The organism is Tolypothrix sp. PCC 7712, from assembly GCF_025860405.1.
Taxonomy (GTDB): domain Bacteria; phylum Cyanobacteriota; class Cyanobacteriia; order Cyanobacteriales; family Nostocaceae; genus Aulosira; species Aulosira diplosiphon.
The window spans coordinates 3,084,785-3,106,015 of record NZ_CP063785.1; the positions used below are offsets into that span (position 1 = coordinate 3,084,785).

16 protein-coding genes are annotated in these 21,231 nt (G+C 39.5%); 6 read left to right on the forward strand and 10 right to left on the reverse strand.

What is annotated here, in order from left to right; translation table 11 throughout:
- Positions 1 to 704: 704 nt before the first annotated feature.
- The 3 genes from HGR01_RS12715 to HGR01_RS12725 all read right to left on the reverse strand — a co-directional run bounded on the left by HGR01_RS12715 (position 705) and on the right by HGR01_RS12725 (position 4,052).
- The gene (locus HGR01_RS12715; protein WP_045871615.1) at positions 705 to 2,120 is read right to left on the reverse strand and encodes a cytochrome P450; all 1,416 of its coding nucleotides are present in this window, start codon (positions 2,118 to 2,120) and stop codon (positions 705 to 707) included.
- A 38-nt stretch (positions 2,121 to 2,158) separates the two neighbouring features.
- Entirely contained in the window at positions 2,159 to 2,932 is a 774-nt protein-coding gene (locus HGR01_RS12720; RefSeq protein ID WP_045871614.1) for an SDR family oxidoreductase, read from the reverse strand.
- 247 nt (positions 2,933 to 3,179) lie between these two features.
- The gene (locus HGR01_RS12725) at positions 3,180 to 4,052 is read right to left on the reverse strand and encodes a hypothetical protein (protein WP_045871613.1); all 873 of its coding nucleotides are present in this window, start codon (positions 4,050 to 4,052) and stop codon (positions 3,180 to 3,182) included.
- 84 nt (positions 4,053 to 4,136) lie between these two features.
- Between HGR01_RS12725 and murG the strand changes: the two genes are divergently transcribed.
- The 4 genes from murG (at position 4,137) to HGR01_RS12745 (ending at position 6,737) form a co-directional block, all read left to right on the forward strand.
- Positions 4,137 to 5,213 carry an undecaprenyldiphospho-muramoylpentapeptide beta-N-acetylglucosaminyltransferase gene (gene murG, locus HGR01_RS12730; RefSeq protein WP_045871612.1) on the forward strand — a complete coding sequence of 359 codons (1,077 nt, stop codon included), beginning with the start codon at positions 4,137 to 4,139 and terminating at the stop codon, positions 5,211 to 5,213.
- Positions 5,214 to 5,514: 301 nt separating this feature from the next.
- A complete protein-coding gene (locus HGR01_RS12735; protein ID WP_228045466.1) occupies positions 5,515 to 5,991 on the forward strand; it encodes a hypothetical protein in 477 nt (158 codons plus the stop codon).
- Positions 5,992 to 6,002: 11 nt separating this feature from the next.
- Positions 6,003 to 6,248, forward strand: a complete 246-nt coding sequence (locus HGR01_RS12740; protein WP_045871611.1) for a DUF6737 family protein — start codon at positions 6,003 to 6,005, stop codon at positions 6,246 to 6,248.
- 339 nt (positions 6,249 to 6,587) lie between these two features.
- Entirely contained in the window at positions 6,588 to 6,737 is a 150-nt protein-coding gene (locus tag HGR01_RS12745) for a PsaJ protein (protein WP_071989428.1), read from the forward strand.
- 122 nt (positions 6,738 to 6,859) lie between these two features.
- Here the strand turns inward: HGR01_RS12745 and HGR01_RS12750 are convergent, their stop codons facing one another.
- The 7 genes from HGR01_RS12750 to HGR01_RS12780 form a co-directional block, all read right to left on the reverse strand.
- Positions 6,860 to 7,663: an SDR family NAD(P)-dependent oxidoreductase gene (locus HGR01_RS12750; RefSeq protein WP_045871610.1), complete on the reverse strand. Its 804-nt coding sequence runs from the start codon at positions 7,661 to 7,663 to the stop codon at positions 6,860 to 6,862.
- A 527-nt stretch (positions 7,664 to 8,190) separates the two neighbouring features.
- Positions 8,191 to 9,600, reverse strand: a complete 1,410-nt coding sequence (locus tag HGR01_RS12755; protein ID WP_045871609.1) for an oligosaccharide flippase family protein — start codon at positions 9,598 to 9,600, stop codon at positions 8,191 to 8,193.
- A gap of 96 nt (positions 9,601 to 9,696) precedes the next feature.
- Complete coding sequence (locus tag HGR01_RS12760; protein WP_063749836.1) at positions 9,697 to 11,199, reverse strand: O-antigen ligase family protein; 1,503 nt, start codon at positions 11,197 to 11,199, stop codon at positions 9,697 to 9,699.
- Positions 11,200 to 11,367: 168 nt separating this feature from the next.
- Positions 11,368 to 13,569 carry a GumC family protein gene (locus HGR01_RS12765; protein ID WP_155539376.1) on the reverse strand — a complete coding sequence of 734 codons (2,202 nt, stop codon included), beginning with the start codon at positions 13,567 to 13,569 and terminating at the stop codon, positions 11,368 to 11,370.
- A gap of 94 nt (positions 13,570 to 13,663) precedes the next feature.
- A complete protein-coding gene (locus HGR01_RS12770; RefSeq protein ID WP_045871607.1) occupies positions 13,664 to 14,314 on the reverse strand; it encodes a sugar transferase in 651 nt (216 codons plus the stop codon).
- 369 nt (positions 14,315 to 14,683) lie between these two features.
- On the reverse strand, positions 14,684 to 15,910 hold the full coding sequence (locus tag HGR01_RS12775) for a glycosyltransferase family 4 protein (protein WP_045871606.1): 1,227 nt from the start codon (positions 15,908 to 15,910) through the stop codon (positions 14,684 to 14,686).
- 29 nt (positions 15,911 to 15,939) lie between these two features.
- Positions 15,940 to 17,112 (reverse strand): glycosyltransferase family 4 protein, encoded by a 1,173-nt coding sequence (locus HGR01_RS12780; RefSeq protein ID WP_045871605.1) that lies wholly within the window; start codon positions 17,110 to 17,112, stop codon positions 15,940 to 15,942.
- A 1,318-nt stretch (positions 17,113 to 18,430) separates the two neighbouring features.
- On the opposite strand from HGR01_RS12780, the gene HGR01_RS12785 reads away from it, so the two are divergent.
- Positions 18,431 to 19,948 carry a hypothetical protein gene (locus HGR01_RS12785; RefSeq protein ID WP_045871604.1) on the forward strand — a complete coding sequence of 506 codons (1,518 nt, stop codon included), beginning with the start codon at positions 18,431 to 18,433 and terminating at the stop codon, positions 19,946 to 19,948.
- Positions 19,949 to 19,962: 14 nt separating this feature from the next.
- The gene (locus tag HGR01_RS12790; RefSeq protein ID WP_168160997.1) at positions 19,963 to 20,754 is read left to right on the forward strand and encodes an AAA family ATPase; all 792 of its coding nucleotides are present in this window, start codon (positions 19,963 to 19,965) and stop codon (positions 20,752 to 20,754) included.
- Positions 20,755 to 21,231: the final 477 nt, after the last annotated feature.

Consider the following 21,231-nt stretch of genomic DNA (forward strand, 5'->3'; position numbering starts at 1 on the left):
GTAAAAAGCCCATATTAATTTTTTTTGTTACGAAAATCACAGACAAAATATTGAACCTGCAGGTTGCAACTACATGAGGTAAGTTAATGTGTGTTTAAATTGCGTAACTACTAAAAAGGGTTGTTAACTGTTGACAGCCTTCACGATTGATTGTGCAACTTAAAAGCAGAATAGCTTAGATAACTAGGGAATAAATATCAAAATTCTTCCTCATGGCTTGAAAATTGGGAAAAAGGCACAGGGGAAGAGATATTTTTATGTTTAGTTGTGGAATTTTTTCATTGCGACAACAATTCTCGTGTGTTATGGCTTGCAACTAACGCACGCTACACTGATATTTTTCACAAATTAAATCTAATTCCCATAGATTTGAGAATTGCTCTGAATTTTTACTAATGATATTTGTCAATTTTTACCTTGCATTTGAAAACGCTAAAAACCAGCGCTTTGAAGCTTTTAAGCTTCTATGTCACCATCTTAGCCTCAATCGATTTATTTTAATAGATTGCAAACTGGTAGATCATCCTTATGATAGATAATAAATACATTGTTATTTTTGCATCTATCATTAGATAGATTTCCAAAATTAATAACAATTGAAAAAATAACATGAGAAATACTCAAAAAATGATTATGAGTTATAACTATTGAGCATCAAAAAATCGCAGGTCAAAGACATCTGCGATTGAAAAATTCAAATGTACCTAATTTCGGTGAGAAATCTGGATTTGGTAATTATCTTTCAGTTTTTTCAGAGGAAACTCCACAAACTGAGCTTCGTCTGTGGATTCCCAGGTAAACATCCGTAGCACATGAGACACAAAAACTTTAGTAATTGCGATCGCCATTTGTGCGCCCAAGCAAGCATGAACGCCACCACCAAAGGGAATAAATTCATACATCTTGCCCTCGCCCCTTTCTGACAGAAAACGCTCTGGAGCAAATACATCAGGCTGATGAAAGTATTCTGGCATGATATGTGCAATCCGTGGTTCTGCCATAATCACGCAACCTTTATTATACAAAATTCCATCGATGACTACAGATTTGGTGAGTAGGCGGCTGGCAGTAGAACTGGGAGGTAGAGTCCGTAAGGATTCTTTAATTGTCGCTTCTAAAAATACCATCTGCTTTAAATGTTCAGAAGAGAACCTATTGATCTGTCTATTTCCACCCCCAAGACTAGCTTGCTCTTGTTGCAGCTTTGCAAGCACCTGCGGATGGCGAGCAATTTGGTACATCAGCGAAGATACCAAAGCAGAAATTTGGTACAACGAAGCCCATAGCTCTAATAGACATTGATTTTCAATTAACTCATCACTGAATACCCCATCAGGATTTTCTTGCTGACTGGCTAGCATCATCGCGAGGAAGTCAGTCGTGGGGTTCTTCACTTTTTCTTGATCTCGCCGTCGGCGCACCACAGCACGCATAAATTCTATGAGTTTGGTACGCGCTGCTAGTCCTCTACCGTATTTTGTGAAGGGAGACTTCCAGCGAGATAAACCATAGAAGCCATCAAAATAGGTTTTGTACAAAGCTCTTAACTCTGCTTTAGAGGTGATGGGTAATCCTTGGAATGTGCCAGGGTCGGAATCTTCTAAAGTGATTCCTAATAGTAGAGGTGTCAGGACATCAAAACAAATTTTCTCTACTGTGGGATAAATTGCGATTTGACCAGGCGCGACCCAATTCTGCAAACCACGCACAATTATTTCATTAATCTGGGGTGTGTAACCATCAAGTACACGACCAGTCAAACCGGGAGCTAGGGCATTTTTCCGCTGACGATGTAAATCTGGACGCTGAAACAGACTATACTCGCCAAACATATCCATTGTGGTAGCTGGCAAGGCAATTTCTGTATATTTTAAATCCCCATTAAATGCCATTTGAATAGCTGAGGATTTGCCCACCATGATAGTAGTGCGACCAAAAACACTGGTGGTAAATATGGGGCCGTACTCTGCTAAATTCTGACGACAGAAGCGATCAGGATTAGCAATGTATTTAAAAGTGTCATCCCACATAGGTTGGCGTGGTGGAGTACTTGTACCAGTGGGTGCGGCTTGTCCATCCTCTAGTACAAGTACTTCTTCAGTATTGGCAATGTTCTGCATAGCTTGACAAAGCTCAACTTTGTGCTGATGTCTTTATTTTAACTGCGGCGATTAACCAAGGTGGCACTAGCTTGATCAACAGGCATGAGTACCACTTCATTGATATTCACATGAGGCGATCGCGTAGTGCAGAAAAATACTACATCAGCCACATCTTCTGGAGTTAGGGGTTGAACTCCCTGATACACCTTTTTGGCGCGATCGCTATCGCCATGAAACCGCACATCGCTAAATTCTGTTTCTACCATCCCGGGATCGACAGAAGTCACCCGCACAGGAGTACCTAACAAATCTTGTTTTAAACCTTCGGAAATTGCTCTGACAGCCGCTTTCGTTCCACAATAAACATTGCCATTGGGGTAGGTTTGATGCCCAGCTATCGAACCTATATTTACCACATGACCGCGATCGCGTTTTACCATCCCCGGCACAACATAACGGGTAAGGTAAAGTAAGCCCTTGATATTGGTATCAATCATTTCTTCCCAATCTGTAAAGCTGCCTTCATGCAACTTGTCTAAACCGCGACTCAGTCCCGCATTATTTATCAGGATATCAATCTCAGACCAAGCAGCCGGGAGAATAGAAATAGCAGATTCCACCGCCAGGCGATCGCGCACATCTAGTTGTAACAAATGAGTTTCAGTACCAAATTCTTCACGGAGGTTAGCAGCTAACTCCTGTAACCGTTCCAGCCTTCGTGCCGCTAAAATCAACCTTGCACCCGCACCAGCAAAAACTTTGGCACAAGCAGTACCAATCCCACTACTTGCGCCAGTGATCAGAATAATTTGATTTTGCAGGGAAATCATTGTTAGTCAAGAGTCAAGAGTCCAGTGTTAATTGTCCAATAATTCGGAACAATTGACTAATGGGGGATTGGGGAACTCGGGGCCCCCTCTGGGGATAAGGGGTAATGGGGACTGGGGACTAGGGACTGGGGACTGGGGACTGGGGATTAGGGACTGGGGATTGGGGAAAAGGAAAAAAAGGGAAATTATTATTACCCATTACCCATTACCCATTATCAATGCCCAATGCCCCATGCCCCATGCCCATTTACTTTTTCACAACTTGTAACCGCTGTGTCACCATCGTCATTCCATCTCCGCGGAGGATGACAGCAGAAAGCCATTGGCTACCAGGGGTTGAGGGTGCGCGTCCGACTTTAAAAAGTCCGCCAGATGTGAGTAATTCTAAATCTACGGGTGTGGGGTTGAGATATTTTTCTGCTTTAATAGGTTCTTCTATAGCTGTACCTAAAAGGAATTCATCGCCTAAGGGTTCTTGAACGATCGCATCAAAATTATATTGCTGTCCAACTTGGACTTGTTGTGGTAACTTAACATCAACTTGAGGTGGCTTGCTACCTGAAGTTAGCAGGGTACGTTCCGACAAAATATCTTGACGGATGATTTTTGCACCTGCGATTCGCTGACGCGATCTAATTGTGGCGTTGAAACTTAAATTATTACTGTTAGCCGAAGGTAAACCAGTTATATTAGTGACGGTTTCAGCCACAATACCATTGCCTTGTGATTGCCAAGATTGCAGCTGGGTACTGTATCTTAATTTGGGATATCGTTTCCAGAGGTCAACTAAGGCTTTTTCTAGAGTTTGGCGATTTAAACCATCGCCATGAGTAAAATTAGGGCTGTAGAATTCGATGACCTTTTTAATATCACCTTGGGTAGCAGCTGTATCAATTTGTGTCAACAAATTTGTTACTTCGGAAGGTGCGTTTTGTGCGTATTTTCTAGCAGCTACACGCTCAGATGTTGATTTCCTAGAAAGTTGTGAGTTTCTTGGTGTACTAGCTTGAGTACATTGCCAAGTACTGACGATCCCCAGGGTCACTAAAGATAAAATTAGCCCGATGCTGGTAGGGAATTTGCAACGGCGTTTCAGTAATAAAGTAATAATCTTAGTCATTGGCAAGAATTTACTGATTTCACTAGAGAAGGTGAGGAAATTGTTTTATCTTAGTTAAACTAAGCGCTAAACGGTAGGGTTTTGATGGTAGAAGAAGCACCGATTAGGTTATTAATAGCAGCCAGTGGGACTGGTGGACATTTGTTTCCCGCGATCGCACTGGCCCAAAAACTTCCAGAATATGAAATTGAATGGTTGGGTGTCCCCAATCGTTTAGAAACTCAGCTTGTACCCAGACATTATCCTTTGCATACTATTGCAGTTGAAGGGTTTCAGCAAGGTTTTAGCATTTCGTCTCTTCGCATTTTAGGTAAACTCATTGGTTCCATTCTGGATGTGAGACGCATCCTCAAACAAGGTAAATTTCAGGGATTGTTTACCACGGGAGGTTATATAGCAGGCCCCGCCGTGATTGCGGCGCGTTCTCTAGGAATACCTGTAGTTTTCCACGAATCTAACGCTTTACCTGGTAAGGTAACACGCTTTTTCGGCCCTTGGTGTGATGCTATGGCTGTAGGTTTTGATGTAGCTGCCCAGTATTTGCCCCGTGCTAAAAATGTTTATGTTGGGACTCCAGTGCGATCGCAATTCCTCGATTCAGGAATCAATGTATCACTAGATTTACCCATTCCTGATGGTGTTCCCTTAATTGTTGTCTTTGGTGGTAGTCAAGGCGCAGTCGCAATTAATCAGTTAGTCCGTCAATCTGCACCCGCTTGGTTTGCAGCTGGCGCTTATGTAGTGCATTTAACAGGAGATAAAGATCCCGAAGCAGATAGTCTCCAGCATCCCCAATATATCGCCTTGCCGTTTTACGATAATATGGCGGCGTTGTTGCGACGGGCAAATTTAGCCATAAGTCGTTCTGGTGCAGGTAGCTTAACAGAATTGGCGGTGTGTGGTACGCCAGCGATTTTGATTCCTTACCCCTTTGCAGCCGAAGACCATCAAACCTACAATGCCAAGGTATTTACCAAAGTAGGTGCAGCCTTAGCATTCCCGCAGTCAGAGTTAACTGCTGAGATATTGCAGAATCAGGTTTTAGAATTATTGCACTCACCTAGCGAACTAGCCAAGATGGGAGAGAAAGCAAAAGCGATCGCAATTCCCGACAGTGCTGATAAATTAGCGCAATTACTGCGTGAAGTAGTGGAAAGGTAGAAAATAAACTACTAAATGCAGAGTATGAGGAGTGACTTTTTTAGATCTGCATATTTTTTGGTGGATGAATCTGGCGTAAATAGATGCTTTCAACTGTAGGAAAAACCGTAATTCCTACAATAAGAATTGATGAAACAGCAAAAACATTAAACCGTTGACTATAGCAGCACAGAAATATCAACGGTTTAGCATATTTTGATGATCTCAACAGACGAGCAAAACGATCCCCATGCAGATGACATTTTGATTCCTGTCTCGATATGCTTAATTTATAACGAGTTCTCATTTCGAGCAAACCAAAATGCTAGCAAGTAGTGTCATGCAACGATTGGCCTGTAGTTCTTTAATTATTTCATCTTTAATTGCAATAGCAGGACATTCAGCTATGGCTCAAAGTCCGATAATTCATGCTCAAATGGGGATCAATTACGCAGCAAAAGTCAAGGTTTTTGATAGCAATTATAAAATTAAAATTGCTCAATCCTCGAGCGTAATTGATGAAAAAGCTGCCGTTGATTTAGTAGCTAAGTTACCACAAGTCAAACGTAAAGATAGAGAAATTGAACGTCTTTCTAAGGGAAAGATCCGTGTTGCTACAATAATTGATAGTTTACCAACTCCCGAAGCACCTTACTACACAGTGCGAGTCGTGGAAAATCATGTAGACCATGTTGACACCATTTATTTATTCCGGGTCTTGAATCCCAGTGGTAACATTCAAGTTTACGATATTCTCAAGGATGAATATATCTCCTTAGAAACATGGAAACCTAATTAACAATTTGTAAAATGCAAGAAAAAAAGCCCATAAGTCCGTGGAATTACAAGCCTTGGTGGTGTCAACCCTGGTCTATAGTTCTTACAGGTATCACGCTGATTAGTGGTAGCTGGCTAGTATTTAAAACTATTTGGCTAACAGTTATCATTTCTATACCTATCTTGGTTTGGATGGGCTTTTTTCTATTAATCTGGCCGCAACTAATTATTCGCAGTGGTATTTTAGATTCTTACCAAAACCAAAATTTAGATAATTGATGATTTTGGGTTGCAGTCTCGTGATCAAACTATAATTTGATTTCAGAAATAAACGTAGTGGCGTGTCTAGCCTTAAATGTTGCATTAGAGATTAAATTTATCCGCACGGCAGTTGCTTCAAGTCGGGAAACCCGCCCAACGCACTGCCTTGTTTATCTGCGTTTATCTGCGGTTAATTTTTTCTAATCTAACGCACTATTTTAGCCTTGCCACGCTAGTAGGATGCGTTAGCAGCGAGAGTACGGCATCAGCGCCAAAGCTGAAATTTTTTCAGAAATCAAATCAGATTCCTATTGTAATCAAATATCTGCAATCATTCACTGAATTTAGGAGTAATCAATGCAGAAATCCAACGACCAATCACGTTATTTTCAGAAATATCTTTCTCTTGCACCAGTTCTGGCTGTACTAACTATATCCAGAGCCTTTTCTATATGGGCGCTTTTTAATTTTATCTTCCCCGATTTGCTTTTTTATCCCATGCCATAATCATGAGTAATCTGCTTTAAAAAGACGCAATTACCTATCAATGATTATGTTTCAGGCAGAAATTTAAATTCTGCCTGAAATTATCTTTAATTACAATTAAAAAGTCTATATCAATTCACAATTTATTTAACTTCCTGCATATTTTTCACAATTTTTGTAACCAAATTCCTAGGTGTAAATCTCACAATTTCTGCCAGAATTTTATTTTTCAACCCAGGAATAGCAACAGTTTTACCTTCCATTAAGGCACGATAGCCGATTTTGGCGACTGTTTCTGCATCCATCATATTATTATTTTCTATTTGCTTTGCACCTGCAAGCCCTGTGCGTTCATGAAAAGCTGATTCTGTAGGCCCGGGACAAAGGGCTGTTACAGTGACACCTGTATTTTCTAATTCACTTGCTAGTGCTTGAGAGAAGGATAAAATATAGGCTTTGGTAGCAAAATAAACTGCCATTAAAGGGCCTGGTTGAAAAGCAGCTGCGGAAGCAAGATTTAAGATTTTACCCTCACCTTTGCTCACCATATCTTTGAGGAATAACTTAGTTAAATGAGTCAGAGTGACTAAATTTACTTGCAGCATATCTAGTTCAGTATTCAAGTTGGTTTCACTAAATAGCCCATGAATACCAAACCCTGCATTATTTACTAACACATCAATCTGAATAGATTCTTGTTGTAATTCTGCAAAAATCTCTTCTGGCGAACTTTTTATAGATAAATCCTTAACTATTGGTTTTACCCAAATGTCAAATTGCTGCCTAATTTTATCAGTAACATCCGCTAGCCTTTGCGCCATGATATCTATTAATACGAGATTATAGTTATTTTGGGCAAAAATATATGCCAACTCATAGCCAATCCCGTTAGCCGCGCCTGTAATCAGAACGGTTTTTTTGTAATTGTATTGCTGTGCTTTGTTCATAAGAGAAAATATGTAGATTATACCTAATGGGTTTGGCGTGTCTAAAAATTATGCAAAATAATTGCGGAACAAAATAGAAATATTTAGCGTCCTTAATTTATTGGAAATATGAGTTACAAATTTTATATTGTAACCCATAAAAACCAATAATTAAGCTCCTCTCTTTTGAATATAGTTCCATGCCTATAAAGCTGTTGTATATCTCAAGACAAACTGCAAAACTCATAAAGTTATGGTTTGCCAACAATAGCTTTAACTAATACCAAAGTAGTATTCTGAAAATCTCTAGGATGATTTTTACTTTCCAGATGTCATCCAAATATAAAATGCGCTAGAATAGCCTATTTATAAGATATTGGGTGTTAATTGTAAGTTGCGATCGCTACAAGTTCTCAACAGCCCCAATATCAAAATTAAGTTTAATTATGAACATATCTAAAACCGTATATTTATATAAGCAAAAAAAATAATCATGTAATTTGAATTACATGATTATTACATTGAGGATTACTTGATGCGATCAATTTTTAAGCTGCCGATCGCCTAGCTGCCCAAATATCCAAAGGAATCTTACGAATACCCGGACAATAAATAAATATTGCCCCATAGCTAACAACTAGCACTCCCACTGCTGCAACTGGTGGTAAGAACACACCAGCAAACATAGAAATTGTCGAGACTAAGGTAATCCAAAAGGCATCCCAATAATCGGGTGAACCAAATAACTTAGCGATCGATTTATGAAGCAAGTAGAAGCTGGGTAAAGCCAGAATTTCTGACAAACCGTATCCCCACAATCCCATAAGGGGGAGGAAAATTATGGTTGCTAACCACAGAACGCCTACATACCAAGCATTACGATGAGCAATTTCATAGTTATGCCCTACAGCATACAAACTAGATGTATGCAGTTCAAAAATCGCTCCTACCAAAACTCCTACTGCAATGAAGGGAAAGATTTGGGCACTGATTAACCACTTATGAGAGAACATTAAAGGAATTAACCAGGCAGAAGTACAAGAAAAGGCAGCACAAATCGGCCCAATTAATAGAGCCTGATATGTCATTCCTTTGCTAATTGCCTTGCGAGTTTGTTCTGGCTTATCCACTAATTTTGCCATCACGCTAATGGACATCCGCCGCACCACCAAACGCAAGATTGCTAATTGCTCTGCCAATCGCATGGCAATACTGATGTAGCCAACTATCTCCGTACCGCCTAAACGACTCACTAATAAAGGCAATCTTAATCTTCTCAGGTTTAAAATTCCATCAGAGCCAGAATAGGTAAGTCCATAATTTATAGCGGGTTTAACTACCTTCCATTGCCAACTCCAGCGCCAAGGAACGGGATAATAATAGTACGCCATTACTAGTTGGACTAAATATCCCAAAACTGTGCCAATAATCGGCCCCCAATAGCCCCAGCCAATTAATACGAGGGGAATTGCCGAAACATACAACACCACACGAGAAACTGCTTCTAACAAACCCACCTTGTCAAAACTCAGTTCTCGTTCCAACATACTAGTCGGAACTCGACTCACCATATCCATCCACAGCGCAGGTAAGACGGCTTGTAATGCACCTGTTACCTCTGGCTCTTTTGTCCACCAGCCAACAAGGGGAGACGCACACCACAATACAGCACAAATCGCTATTCCCAAAAAGTTATAAAATGCTTGGATTTGTGCGGGTTCTTCATCAGTAAGATTTGGCTGACGTACTAGGTAAACTTGCAATCCCAAACGGCAGACTTGATTTAAAAAATAAAAAATACTTAAAACAATAGTGACAATACCGTATAAACCTGGGCCTAACATCCGAGCAATTACTAGCACATTCACCATTGAAAGAGCTGCGACTAGTAACTGTCTAAGTGTCATTGAGACACCACCGCGAATAATTTTTCCTTTAATATCTTTTGTATTAGACATTTATAGAAACATCTTGATTTTAGTTAGAGGAATAATAGTGATGGGATGAGATTGATGCATCATAATTACAGATGGGATTACCATTACCAAAATTGCTTATTCAGAGCGTGACAAGCGACGGCGTTTAGAATTCTTTTGATAATTAAAGTATTTCTGTTTTGTAGATGTAGCTGAATCAAATTCAGCAGTTATCGGTTTATCCCAATCCCAGCCAGCTACAGCTAATAAAGTCCACCAGTAGAAAAATAAAGTAGTGTGATTCCAAACATTTCCCGCTAACATCCCTACTAACATAGAAACAAGAAACGCCAGCAGAATAAAACAGAGATTGCGTTTCGATGAATTAGGTGGAACAGAGTAAGCTAATTGGAACAGACGAACAAATAAGGCACCAATTAAAAACAAAAATAGAATAAATCCAAAAATTCCTTCTTCTGCTAAAAATCTCACATAATCATTATGAGAATAGCTAGCCAGAGGAGTTAAGAACCTAGAGGTGTCTAATCCATATCCTAAAAGTGGTGAATATCTCCATTTTTCTAGTAAGAATGTCCACTGAGCAATCCGCCAATTAAAACTATTACCATCACTCCATTGCAACAAAATTGCCCGAGATACATCAATATCTGGATTTAATAGTGGTGTTCCATACAAAGATTGCAAGCGCTCTTGTCCCATAGGTGAGCTAGCAAAGAAAAATAACACCAACCCAAACAGTAAAATACCACCAATTAAGTTGACTATATTCATTTTTGGTGCCACTAATGCTGGAATAAAAGCAACCAGCATCACCAATCCTGTTAATGATTTACTACTAACTAAGAAAAAAGCCAGTGCCGCAACTAAGATTAGCCAGGGTAAGCGTTGCTTTACCTGCCCAATTTTCCAAAGTGCAAGACTGAGGAAAAACAATGAAAATGTAGCAAATGCATTAGGATGTCCCAGGGTTCCATTCATTCGCGATCCAGCTTCAATAGCATATCCGCTTTGAAATACTAGAAACGAAGGCAGCATTGATGGTGGTAACAAGATTTGCAAAGTAGCTGCGGTGATGGGAATAATCAAACTTAAGAATAAGTAAGAAATTACTTTCTCTGCAGTTAGTCGCTCCTTAAGTTGCATGACTAACAGGTAAATCATTAATCCCGAAAATACTCTTATCCATTCCCGTATAGCTACTGGTAAGTATGAGGCTCCTAGCCCTAACCCACCTATTGCTTGTAAAACTACCCATAATCCTTGCAGAGCAATCCATCCCGCTAGCAACCACCAAAATCCATCGGTGTGTATTTTTTGTCTGCGTAGCAAGAGAACTGCCACATAAAGCAATGCCAAGATATCTATTCCGACACCAAATGCGGCAGGTAGTTGCTGATCGGAAAAGGCATCTAAAGCACTGCGTAAAATTAATAAACCTAAAACGGTTTGCTCAAAATTTTTAAAGAAATTGATGAGGATAGCAATAGCAACAAAAAGCGCAACTATATACAGTGGTTGTAAGTTTGCAACCACACCAACAATAATGCTAAAAATAAGCCCTAAAACACTAATCCAAATGGTAGGACGAAAAAGAATATTGCTACCTTGATCTATTGCCATTATCTGTCAAGTATGTATTTGTCTCATCCAAACAGTTAACTAATACAGCATTGAATAAATAGAGTCACCCTTGTAAACAATCACAAGAATTGATGTATGAAACTTTTGATTTTTTGATTTTTGTACAGACGCGATTAATCGCGTCTCTGTAACTTTTGCCTTGTTGTATTAGCCAGTATGTTTGCCTGTTTCCTTAAGCATTGACCATGAAGAAGAATGCTCTGCTGCTGCTAATTGCTTTCTTTCAACAGCAGAAGCAAGTGCAGGAGGAGCTTTTTCTAGTGGTAGTACAGTTTCATTCATGACTACGCCCAAAACAACGCTACCACTCTTTTGTAAGTTAGATATTGCTTGCATAGCAGCATCTCTAGAGGTGGCGTTAGGCTTCACAACTAGAAGTACACCATCTGAAAATTGGCTTAAGGTAGCAGCATCGGCAGAATTTTTTATGGGAGCAGAATCAACAATCACATAATCATAATGTTTTGCTGCTTCTTCCAAAAGCTCCGCCATTGCATCTGTCTCAATAATCATAGATGGGCGATCGGGGATTTTACCAGAGCCTAATACTGATAAATTGGGAATTGCTGTTTGTTGAACTGCATTCTGCCAAGGCACATTATCTGCAATTACTTCTGTTAACCCTAGGGAAGCAGGCAGATTCAGCAAACTTTCATACATGGGATATTGAAAGTCTGCATTAATAATTAATGTGCGTCTTGATAAAATTCCGGCTACAGCAGCTAAATGCAGTGCTACTGAAGATTTTCCTTCTCCACTACTGACACTGCTAATCACGATAACTCTGGCGCTCTCTTTACCAGCAGATTCTAGGGTTTTGAGCAACATCCGGTATGGCTCTACATAGTCGGAGGTATCCAACAGATTGTTGAGGTCTGCCAAACTAGAGGTTGCAGGTGAAAATTTGGGTAATACTCCGATTACAGGAGTTTCTAGCCAAGCTTCAACTTCAGATGTATCCCGCAATGTGGAAGCCATGAGTTCCAAAATTAATACCATTGCGCCAGCAGCAATAGTGGCAATGACGGTACTGAGTACTATAATTACCAAAGGTCTTGGTGAAACTGGATCGGTAGGAATTTCAGCTTGTCCAATAATCCGGATGTTGCTGAGGATTTGTCCTTCTGCAATCCGCGCTTCTTCTAGCTTATCTTCTAAGGCTTTGAGAGCTTTATCAGCTTTTTCGCGTTCCCGAGTCAAGCTTACCAATGCTTGTTGAGAAGAGGGAATTTTTGCTACACGCGATCGCAAACGCTGGATGTCAGACTGGACGACGTTGAGCTTATTTTCTAAGCCCTGACGTTCAATATGACTGGTGATATACAAAGACATTAAGTCTTGGCTTAATTGGTTAGAGGCAACTTGGCTAGAAGATACCGCTTGATTTGCAGGAACTATTTGTGATAGTTGTTGATTATACAGAGAACGTAGTTCGTCGCGCTTATGTAAAAGCGCTAACACATTAGGATGTTCGTCCGTCCATCGGAAGCGTGCATCTGTGAGTGCTACTTCTACACTCGTAAGTTGTCTTTGCAGTTCTTTGAGCTGTTCATCTTGCCCAACACGACCAGCAACGTAAGCGCCTTGAGAATCATTGACCCCCACTACTTGTTGTAATGATTGGTCTTTGTTTCTAGCTTCTTGCAATTGGGCGCGCAGCTGCCTTTCCTGATTTTCTAGCTCTGTTAAGCTTTCAATTAACCCTTGAGTTTGGGTTTCTGATGCCACTAAAGAATAGGTTTCCCGATATCTTCTTTCTGCTATATCAGCTTGTTTGAACTTGATTTGTTGTTGAGCGATTTGCTCTTCCAGAAACTTGCGTACTGATGAAGCTTCTGTGCGAATTAGCTTAGTGTTTTCCACCATTACCAACTTGGCAATCTCGTTTAACAGATCGGCCGATACTTTGGGATAGGGGTTTTGATAGCTAATTTGCAACAGATTCGTTGCCGGTATAATTTCTACCCTAATGGCTTGCTGTAATTGCTCAATTGTGGGTAGCTTCTCGGCTGGTATTTCACTATTTTTCTGAAATTTTTTGAGCGCACTCCGCAAAACTTGAGGAGATTTTACTAATTCTGCTTGTGTTGCTACTGGATCGGCAGCTTTACTAGGTGCTTTATTATTAATATCTGTTAATGCTTGGCCTAGAGATGATAGACCAACTTCTTTTTGCCCAACAAGTAGTCTTATTGATGTTTCATATAAACGAGGTGAAATCGCAAAACTAATTGCAGCTACACCTACTAATACAGATACAAAAGTTAATGCCGCCGCCCAAGAATGACGTTTGATAGCGGATGCTGAAGATAAAGGAAAAGCAGCTTTACCCATTAATGTGCCTGCCAAGATTGCTCTTTGAAAGTATACTAAAATTGGTTAAAGTAAATTTCTTCAACGTAGAAAATACTATAGGTTAATAATTATGTTAACAGATAAATAGTTAGTATGCTCCTTTGCTCTTTAAGACTACATGAATTGTTTTTAAAATTAATTTGAGATCGTAAATAACAGACCACTTTTTCTGATATTCTAGATCCATTTTGACAATATCTTCAAAATCTTCTATATGAGAACGTCCATTAACTTGCCATTCACCTGTAATTCCAGGTTTAACTAGCAACCTTTGAAAGTGGTGAAGTTCGTAATTCATTACTTCATCAACAGTGGGAGGACGAGTACCAACTAAACTCATATCACCTTGCAAAACATTCCAGAATTGAGGTAATTCATCTAAGCTGGTGCGGCGTAAGAAAGAGCCAACGCGAGTAATTCGTGGATCTTGAGCATTCTTGAAAATATGTCCCTTAGCCTGATTTGGCACTAGATGCTTCAGATATTCGGCATTAGGAAGCATCGTCCGGAACTTCCAAATACGAAAATTTTTGCCGTTTAAACCACAACGAGTCTGACTGTAAAAAATTGGGCCAGAACTATCTAATTTGATAGCGATCGCTATTGGTATAGCCACTAATAAAGTAAGAGATAAACCAATGAGCGCACCGAAGATATCTATTAATCGCTTCAGAGAACTCGTAGCCGAAGGATGTACCCTTTGTGCAAAATTAGCACTCGTTTGAAGATGAATCTGCATGGACTTTTGGTAAGAGCGAACTATGACATGTAAATGAAAAATGAAGAATTAATCACAGGAAGTTCGCCCATTTTTGCGGCTCAAGAAGTAGTGCAATAAATTTGCGATCGCGGCTCCCGAGAAATCAAGTTTTTGGATAGTGATGAGTGGTGAACCAATACCCAAAATGAATTCGCAAATGGCGATGGCAATTATGCTGTCGTTTCGTCTTGTTTCTCAAGCCTAAAAAATGGGCGAATTATCAGACTTTGGGATTTTAAATTGAAAATCTATAATATAAAACTATTTTCAGATTTTCAAAAAATAGTACATATCCCAATACAGATGGTTAATCAAAATCACTCTTATTGTTAACTGTATGCATAAAATTTATGCATAAGCTCCAGAAAATTGACCTTGTTCGCTTTGCCAATTTTCTAACAATTCAGTGTAAATACCATTCACAACATAACGAGCGTCATAGGGTTTAACTACGCGCACACATGCTTCCGAGGGATAATTTTCCGGATTCCTTAATACTTTTCTCCACTGATCGGCGATCGCTACTGGAGTTTGTTCTTCACAGACAATACCACTATCTGGAGTGAGGAAATTTGGTGTTTCACCCGCACGAGTTGTGACAACAGGTGTTCCACAGGCCAGTGCTTCAATACTACCTCGGCATAATCCTTCATAAGCACTCGTTAACACAAACATACTAGAAACTCGATATAAATCTGCGAGCTTTGCTTGTGCAAGTGGTGGAAGTAGCGTGACTCGATTTGATAACTCTAAACGAGTAATTTCCGCACGTACATCTTCTTCTAACTCACCCTGACCCACAATTAATAAGTGAGCCTGAGGATCGTTAAGCGCTGCAAAGGAACGAATCAACAATAGTGGCTGCTTTTGTGGATGCAGACGACCAGCAAACAAGATAAACCGAGTCTCAGTTGACAGCCCCAACTCTTGTGCTTGCTTGATTCTAGCTGCTTCCCGTTCACTAGAATTTAAAGAATAGAAAACATCTCCATCCACAGTATTGGGTAGATAGGAAATCCGTTCTGTAATATCTGAGTAACGCTGTTGATATTGTTTTGCAGCTTTAGTATTGCACGAGAGGATGCGATCAAACTGGCGTACTAATCGGCTTTCCAGCGCGTAATAAGCAGCAGGGAAATATCGCCAGAGAATACCGCCTCCCTCGCTTGAGCCTTTTATTTCCTGCTCAATATCATTATGAATATAAAAAATTCTCTTGCCAGACCAGCCAGAGGCAGCTATTGTCGGTTCTATGCGATGGAATTGCATAAAGTCCGATGAGAAATCGCGCCCTAATAGTGCCATTGTATACTTAACTGTGGTAGGCACTAAACCGCGAATATTGTCGTTCTTTAGCTCAATTAAGGGCATAAACGAAAACTTTCTGCCAAATAACTCAGCCTCAGACCACTGACCCACAGGCATGTTTGGATCGCCATTACCTGTTCCCACTAGGCGGATGTGGAACTCTTTAGGCGCATACTTAATAACATAGCGGATACAAGTCTGGATGCCGCCAATAGTAGGATTCCAGGGATTAAATTGATAGAAAATAGTGAGAGTAGGCTGACTCATAATTAGACTCCTTCATTCTTACCATTGGCTTAGGAAATTTTTGTAGTAACGAGTTTTTTGCCTGGTTGTTGATTAGGCGAATTTACCAGTGCTTCATATAAGCTGAGATTGTCAGCAGCAATTTTTTCCCAGCTGTAGTGCATTTGCAAATACCGTTGAGCATTATCAGCCATTGCCTGCATCTCTTGAGGATGGTGAATTGCCCAATTCATTTGCTCAACGAAGGAGTCTAAGTTGCCAGCACGGAACAATATACCTCTCTTAGAACCAATTAGCTGTTGATGCGGTGGAATATCGCTAGCAATGATGGGAATATTTTCTGACATTGCTTCTAGCAATGCTAATGGCAATCCTTCTAGGTTAGAGGGTAAGGCAAATAATCCTGTGCCGCGCACAATCTCCCATAAACGTGAACCTTGTAACTCACCTGCAAAAACGATATCGCGATCGCTAGCTACTTGGTCTAAGAGTTGGGCACTAAAGGATTTTGTATCGCTGACTCCCCCAGCTAGTACCAATTTCCAGCCTTGAGGCTTGAGTTTCTTAAAGGCTTCTAAGAGCAGATCGGGGCACTTTTCGGGAACTAATCTACCGAGAAATAAAATGTAGCGTCCTGGTGTTAACCCTAAAGAACGTGCATAGGCAAAATTGGGATCGGACGCACCATAAGTTGCTGCCGCATTAGGAATATAAACAGACTGCCTACCGTAAGTGTTGCGAAAATAACTGCGTAACTCTTCCGAAACTACAATCATTTCATCGGAAAAGCGAACAGCAGCTTTTTCGCCTTCAAAAATCAAACGGCTGGACATTTTGCCCCACTTGTTACGTTGCCAATCTAATCCATGACAAGTAACTACAACCTTTGTAGACAAAGATAATTTAGGGAGCCAGCTAAATAAAGCCGGGCCTAAAGCATGAAAGTGAACAATATCGTAGCGGGTTGTGGTAGATAAAATAGCTCCCAATACTGAGCTAAATAAGGCATCTAATCCCTTCTTGCCAGGGCAAGGTAGAGAGATAACTTGGACACCTTGAAACTCAGTTTGAGTAAAAGGAGAGACATGTGTAGTGGATGAGCGAGCAAACAAATCAACAGAATGACCTTTTGCAACTATGCGGGGATAGATTTCTGCACAGTGATGCTCAATCCCTCCTTGTCTCGGAGGGAGACCTTTTGCACCTATAACAGCTATTTTCATTATTTTTACTGAACAAGATAGATTATTAGACTCATCCAAAAATTTGCCAATTCTTTGCTTTTTGCTGGGCAGAGCGTAAAAACGGAGCCAGAAAAACTAGAGAAGTGAGCTTTAAGATAGTTGTAAATTACAAACTACCTGTAAAAATTTTGACAAATTTGGAGACAGATAATTTAGTTATGAGCCGCATTAGTTTTATGCGGTGCAGATATCTTTGAATATCATGAAGTGAAATTTTAATTTTGGTGAATGCTCACAAATTCTCTTCTCCATTTTGATTGTGCCCAGATAATGTTTTCAAAAATCTCCGACAATCTACTTAGAGCGAGATAATTGAACCTCCTTAATAGCTATAAACCTTGTGTAATAGTAGTTTCAGGCTCAGAATCAAGAATGCTGACTGTGGAATTTACAGAATACAAACTTCTCTGAGTGGCAAATTAACTTTAGGTTAAATCCGAGTTAAACCTAGTATATAAGGCTTATTACCGAAATTGGTTTAAAGTTAGCGTTAAATTTATACGGGTTTATGAACGGAACATAAAGCCTGTGTAATTACGGTATGGAGAAGTTCGGGATGTACGCTAAAACAACACTTATTTCAAGCAATGTCAAGCGATCGCCTTTTATACTACTCAAGTAATACCTAGCTTCTTTATTAACTTGTCTGAGATAGCAAAGCCTCTCCCAACAAGGAAAAACTGGTAAATATAAAGAATTAGTAAAATTTTTGCTTACTTTTAATTATTTCCTTGCAAAAAATTCTTCAATATTCCGCTCCCAATGAGTTTAAGCTAGGGTTAATACAGACTTTGTGTCACAACACTGAGTCTTAGTTGAGATGCAAATAACCAGAGTGCTTGTCCGGAATTTAATTACAATTCTTAATAAAACTCTCACGATCTCGACGGTATGTACTTAAAAGGTGTAAACCTAGTAATACTGGTTACAATTTTCAGCAGTGACTGAGCAACTCTGAGAATTTCCGTTGGTTTTCGTAACCTTTAATAAGCTCAAATCCTTGCTATATAAAGGTTACTGCACCATAACTTCTCTAAGAGATTCCAGATTGCATCAACAAATCAAGCTAAAATCACAACTAGTATCAGGCTAGTAATTGCAAAATTTCCTATAATGTGTTATTAGTGAAATCTTAACTTAAGTTAATTCCGAGTTAACAAAGAGTAAACGATTTCAGGTTAAATCGCTAAATTACGCACTAATGGCAGACACGTATAAATTGCATAGAGCCTGAAATAAATAATTAATTTAGAAAACATAGCAATTCCTATTAACGCAATAAGGAGCGGGTGAGATCATGCCAGCACTCCAGGTTGTGCAAATACTTAATAACTACCTAGACCAAAAAAATATTCGTTACTGTCACTGGAAGAGTAACGAGCATGTTGATGCGGCGGTAGAAGGCAAAACCGATCTAGATGTTTTAGTTGATGAAAACGAGAAAGAAAATCTCAAGCAGGTTTTAAGCGAAGTTGGTTTCAAGTATTTTGAAGCAATTCCCTGCCGTAGATATGTTGATATTGATGATTATTTAGCTATTGATAGAGAGACAGGAATTTTAGTGCATCTCCATTTGCACTATCGTCTAGAGTTAGGGGAAAAGCATCTTAAAGGTTATCGTCTGCCTTGGGAAGAGTTGTTATTATCTACTCGGATTTATGACAACGAAAATCAAATTTATATTGCTGAACCTAACATTGAAACAATTATATTAATTGTCCGTGCGGTACTCAAAGTTAGAACTCGCGATAGCTTCAAAGCTATGTTGGGTAAGGATTATTTTAAAGGAGATTTTATTCGGGAATTTCGGTGGTTAAAAGAAAGGATAGACCTATCGAAGATTCAGCAACTCAGCGAAGAACTTTTAGGTAGTAAAGCTGCGAAGTTAGTTTTAGATGTAATTAACAGCGAATCAAATCTCAAGCTGTTATTAAAATCTGGTAATCCTATCTACTCATCTTTACAGAAATATCGCTATTCCAATCCATTATTCTCTAGATTTTTACGCTGGCAGAGGGAATTTAAATCTCTTTATTACAAGAGCATGAGAAAGTTTTTCCAAGCTCCCGTTCCTGCTCACAGAACACCTACTAATGGCGGAATAATTATTGCTGTTCTGGGTGCAGATGGATCTGGTAAATCTACTGTTACTGGTGAGATTACAAAATGTTTTTCTCATAAACTTGATGTTCTGCCTGTGTATCTAGGTAGTGGCGATGGCCCTGCTTCTTTAATCAGATTGCCTTTAGTTTGGGCAAGTAAAGTTGGTCAAGTTCTGCGCTCAAAGAAATCGCGTAATCAGTCCAATCATGCTCACAAGTCCTCCAGCTCATCAGGAAGTTCTAAGCGGAAATCAAAATTCTCCATTCTTGGTAAAGTCTTATGGGCAATTACTTTGGTTTACGAAAAGCTGCAAAAACTGCAGCAGTCTCGTACAGCCAGAGATAGAGGCATGATGGTGATTTCCGATCGCTATCCCCAAACCCAGATTCTCGGCTTTAATGATGGGCCTTTGTTAAGTAGTAGTAATCAAGAAGCTTCTCCGTATCCTGCTGTTCTACAAAAATGGGAGTTGCAACGCTATCAATACATGGTAAATACCATGCCTCCTGATTTAGTCATCAAGTTGCACGTCACCCCCGAAATTGCTTTAGCGAGAAAGTCAGATACACCACCAGAAATTGCAAAGCAAAAAGTAGAGGCTGTGCATAAATTTAAGTTTCCTCCACAAACTATGGTGGTGAACATTGATGCAACTCAACCTCTCGATCAAGTTTTATTACAGGCAAAATTGGCTGTATGGGACAATCTCTAACTCACACTAATTTGATGAATACCAACAGTGAACAGCCACTAATATTAGAGTTTGTCGGATTACCTGGTGCTGGTAAGACTACTGTCTGTCGTGAAGTTGCTTCACGATTAAACAACCAGGGAGTATCTCTGGTTGGTGGCGATGAAATTTTGCAGCAGTGGAAGCAGCAAAGTACTTGGCAAAGACTGATCAAACTGATTCCACAAACCCTGAATCAATGGCAGATTTTGCTGTACTCGCTGTTTTTGGCATTCCAAGTCAAACCGATTAATAAGCAAAGTTTTGCTAAAGCTGCCAAGATTTTTGCCAATGTTAAACGGCTGGATGCGATCGCCTTTGGCGCTGCACGAAGCGCGATTGCGCGCAGCGCAGCGCCAAGTCCTCAAAATTCGCAAATCATCTTACTCGACCAAGGCTTATTGCAAGAAACTTGGTCAGTAGGAATCACTGGTACCACTCCATCTGCAGAAAGCATCAAGCAGGAATTAGCGCTGTTGTTCCACCAAAGACCGATGGCGATCGTTTATTTCCAAATAGATGTAGATACTGCACTTAAGCGCATCCAAAACCGTCCAACAGCTGAAAGTCGTTTTGATCGGATGCATCCCGAAGCAGCGCAGCAATTGTTGTCTAAATATGTTGCTTATCTGCAAGAAATTGTTAACTGCGCGCAAAGTTTCAACATTCCCATTCTAGAAATTGATAGTTCACTGCCTATAGATGAAAAAGCACAACGTATTTTAACCTGGATGAACAATGATTTTATTGCTCAACGTGAACCTGTTTGTGTAAACAATGTGATGTAAATATGCTCATATTTACTCTGTTTAGCTAGGATTTATCAGCAAAAAACAACAACAGCTTGATTGCAACAAGAACTCTTGAAAATCGTTAGAAAATAAAGAATCATAAATGTGTTCATTGTTTATTGAATGTTGAAAATCAAACATTAACCAACATAGTGCTTAACACCAAATATCTGCTCAAAATTTTAGTTAATTTGAGCAGGTATTTTCCTGATTTTAAATTAGTACTTTGACTTAAATAAAGCATACATATAAATGTCATAATTAAAGCTCAGTACAATTATGATTGTATGCGTAAGATTTTCTTTAAAAAGAGTATATTAATCGCAAATATTGGGTTATTTATAATAAATAAAGTTTATATGAAGTTTATGATAAAGTCTTTGATTATACCTACATTACGTATTAATTAGATATAAAATAAACAAGATGACTTACGCATTAACAATACATACAAACTATTATTTGCGTATGGAT

Excerpts from the sequence above, each read along its gene's own strand:
- HGR01_RS12715 (WP_045871615.1), bottom strand. The coding sequence starts at position 2,120 with ATGCAGAACATTGCCAATACTGAAGAAGTACTTGTACTAGAGGATGGA.
- HGR01_RS12720 (WP_045871614.1), bottom strand. The coding sequence starts at position 2,932 with ATGATTTCCCTGCAAAATCAAATTATTCTGATCACTGGCGCAAGTAGT.
- HGR01_RS12725 (WP_045871613.1), bottom strand. The coding sequence starts at position 4,052 with ATGACTAAGATTATTACTTTATTACTGAAACGCCGTTGCAAATTCCCT.
- murG (WP_045871612.1), top strand. The coding sequence starts at position 4,137 with ATGGTAGAAGAAGCACCGATTAGGTTATTAATAGCAGCCAGTGGGACT.
- HGR01_RS12735 (WP_228045466.1), top strand. The coding sequence starts at position 5,515 with ATGCTAGCAAGTAGTGTCATGCAACGATTGGCCTGTAGTTCTTTAATT.
- HGR01_RS12740 (WP_045871611.1), top strand. The coding sequence starts at position 6,003 with ATGCAAGAAAAAAAGCCCATAAGTCCGTGGAATTACAAGCCTTGGTGG.
- HGR01_RS12745 (WP_071989428.1), top strand. The coding sequence starts at position 6,588 with ATGCAGAAATCCAACGACCAATCACGTTATTTTCAGAAATATCTTTCT.
- HGR01_RS12750 (WP_045871610.1), bottom strand. The coding sequence starts at position 7,663 with ATGAACAAAGCACAGCAATACAATTACAAAAAAACCGTTCTGATTACA.
- HGR01_RS12755 (WP_045871609.1), bottom strand. The coding sequence starts at position 9,600 with ATGTCTAATACAAAAGATATTAAAGGAAAAATTATTCGCGGTGGTGTC.
- HGR01_RS12760 (WP_063749836.1), bottom strand. The coding sequence starts at position 11,199 with ATGGCAATAGATCAAGGTAGCAATATTCTTTTTCGTCCTACCATTTGG.
- HGR01_RS12770 (WP_045871607.1), bottom strand. The coding sequence starts at position 14,314 with ATGCAGATTCATCTTCAAACGAGTGCTAATTTTGCACAAAGGGTACAT.
- HGR01_RS12775 (WP_045871606.1), bottom strand. The coding sequence starts at position 15,910 with ATGAGTCAGCCTACTCTCACTATTTTCTATCAATTTAATCCCTGGAAT.
- HGR01_RS12780 (WP_045871605.1), bottom strand. The coding sequence starts at position 17,112 with ATGAAAATAGCTGTTATAGGTGCAAAAGGTCTCCCTCCGAGACAAGGA.
- HGR01_RS12785 (WP_045871604.1), top strand. The coding sequence starts at position 18,431 with ATGCCAGCACTCCAGGTTGTGCAAATACTTAATAACTACCTAGACCAA.
- HGR01_RS12790 (WP_168160997.1), top strand. The coding sequence starts at position 19,963 with ATGAATACCAACAGTGAACAGCCACTAATATTAGAGTTTGTCGGATTA.